This window comes from Chitinimonas sp. BJB300 (assembly GCF_002735695.1).
Taxonomy (GTDB): domain Bacteria; phylum Pseudomonadota; class Gammaproteobacteria; order Burkholderiales; family Chitinimonadaceae; genus Chitinimonas.
Window position 1 is genome coordinate 1 of sequence record NZ_PDZH01000261.1, and the last position, 2,401, is coordinate 2,401.

2 protein-coding genes are annotated in these 2,401 nt (G+C 60.7%); both read right to left on the minus strand.

Annotated elements, in window-relative coordinates; translation table 11 throughout:
* Positions 1-796: tyrosine-type recombinase/integrase (locus tag CSQ89_RS21075; protein ID WP_099407932.1), on the minus strand; the 796-nt coding region annotated here is incomplete at its 3' end.
* Positions 786-2,401: hypothetical protein (locus CSQ89_RS21080; RefSeq protein WP_308418198.1), on the minus strand; the 1,616-nt coding region annotated here is incomplete at its 5' end. The genes CSQ89_RS21080 and CSQ89_RS21075, both read right to left, overlap by 11 nt.

A 2,401-nucleotide genomic window follows, 5' to 3' on the forward strand; every position in this document is an offset into this window, starting at 1 on the left:
TCTTCACCTTCAGCGAGATATGCGCCGGTGTCATCGGCTCGCCGTAGTCACTCAGAAACAGCGCCGTTTCATCCACCGTCAGCAACTGCGGGCGGGCGTCCAATAGGTAACGATCCAGCCAAGCCAGCGCCCGTTGTCCCAACGGCACTACCCTGTCTTTGCGGCCTTTACCTTCCCGCACCATCACCAGCCGACGGTGCAGGTCCACGTCGTAGCAGGCCAGATTTGACGCCTCCAGCCGCCGCAATCCGGTGCTGTAGAGCAATTCCAGCAAAGCCCGGTCGCGTAATCCATACGGCGTATCGGGTTCCGCCTGCGCCAGGATCGCTTCCACCTCCTGCACCGACAGCAATGCACGCGGTAGCCTTTTCGAGGGCTTGGGGAGGTCGATTTCGCTGGCCGGGTTGAACAAGAGGTAGTTTTCTCGGGCAAGCCATTTGAACCATGTCTTGAGCGGCCCCAGGCAGCCCACCTGACTGGCATGGGTCAGCGGTTGGCCATCCGCCTTACGGTAATAGAACAGATAGCGCTGGTAACGCTCCAGCACCGGCTTGGTGATGTCTGCCGGTTGCATCAGTCCGCGCTCATCGCACCAAGTAATAAAGCGGCGCAGGCTGCCGTGACGGGCCTTCACCGTGTATTCCGAGTAACCCTTGACCCGCAGGTAGTCGAAGTGCGCCGCCATGTAAGCCAGCATCGGGTGATGCGCCAGCGGGTCGGCCACCTGACGCCGTGGTACTTGTGGTTTGGTCGGTGCGCGATGGCGCGTCTTGAGTTTCTGGCCCTTACGCGGCATAGCCCGCGCCTTCTACCGGCAACACCGGCAAGTGAGCTAAGGGATGTACGACCACGACCGGCTCAAGGGTGTTTGCATACCCCCCCACCCTTATTTCGTCGTCAGAAACCGGCGTTTCCGCTAAAACCCTGGTGGCGTCTGGCGATTCGTATGAATCAGCACCCCGCATATCCCCCGCGTTGGGGCCGTGTTGGGGCCGCGTTGACCCCGCGAACTGGGGGTCTACCCCCCGCGAACTGTCTGTCGTACCTATAGCCATCAGCTGGTTTACATCCAGTAGCCCGGCCAATTGCGGGCTGTGCGCCGCTAAATCACCATCAAACAGCAATTCGTATTCGAAGCTTTGCCCACGGCAACCACGATGAACTAGCAGGTATTCCAGCGCTGCCAACCTATCCAGATGTAGGCGGCATTGGGTATCCGATAGCCCGCAGGCGTGACGCACCTCGGCGCGGCTGAAGCGGATGTCCTGCACCAGTAATTGCGTCGTGCCGGCACGCTCGCGCACCAGCTGTTGAACGCAGGCTAAGAGCTTGCGCGTCTGCGGTGGCAATTCATCCAGGCTGCGGCCCAGCACTTCATGCGCCAGCGTATTGGCCTGTGCAATGTCTTGCGGCGTCACTTCCACGTAGTCAATCTGCCGATCCCCTACCGTCAAGCTCTTGATCGGGCGTTGGTACTGGTGCAGTAAGGTGATTGTGTCGATCAGGGAGAGGTACTTTTCATGATCGCGTCGCGTCCGCGTGCGGTCGTCCAGGAAGGTCAGCTGGTCTGCAAACGGGTTTACCACCGCCAAGGGACGCAACAAACGCTGGGCATTACGCTGCAACGCCAGCACCGCATCCTTGGTTTCCTTGCCCAGGAAGCCTTCCAGCGTGCGCCGTTCGCGTTGCCGTCGGTGAATCGCTGCCGTCTGCTCGCGGCCTTCATCCACGCTAAGCACCAAACAGCGGTTGAGCAATTCTTCGTCGATGTCGATGGCCGTGGTAGTCATGAACAGGCTCATCGGGCCTTCCACCCGGTATTCCTGCGCCACCAGATTGCCATTGGCGTCGGAGCCGGTGCTGGCCATCGTCAACTCACCATCCGATTGCAGCAGCTTCAAGGCATAGCTGGCACGGCTCGCGCCTTCCTCTTCGGCAATCGCCAGTATCTTGTGCTTGAGATTGGTCTCGCCCATGTAGAACAAGCTTTGCCCGCTCATGGCGGAGTAGCGCACCGTCTCTTCCGGTGGCATGAACGCCAGTACCGCGTCCATCAGGCTCGACTTGCCCGCGGCACTGGACGATTGCACCACCACCGCCAGCGGCCGATCCAACTTGCGGCTGGTGGCCGCTAAATAGGCCGTCAGCTTGTTGGTCGCCTCACCGACGATGCCGCATTGCTCGAAGTCCGCCAGCACCCGGCCCAACAGGTCCGGTGCCCGTAATAGCGCCAGTGCTGCTTGCTGTTCCTCCTCGCTCATCGTCGGTTGGCTAGGCGCTTGTGGCATCAAGGCTTGCTGAATCGTGTCGTCCTGCACCTGCTCCAACTTGAGCAACACCCGGCCCAACTCGGCCTTGAGGGTCTCCGCTGACGCTCGCAGCTCGACGGCGGCCTGTTGCA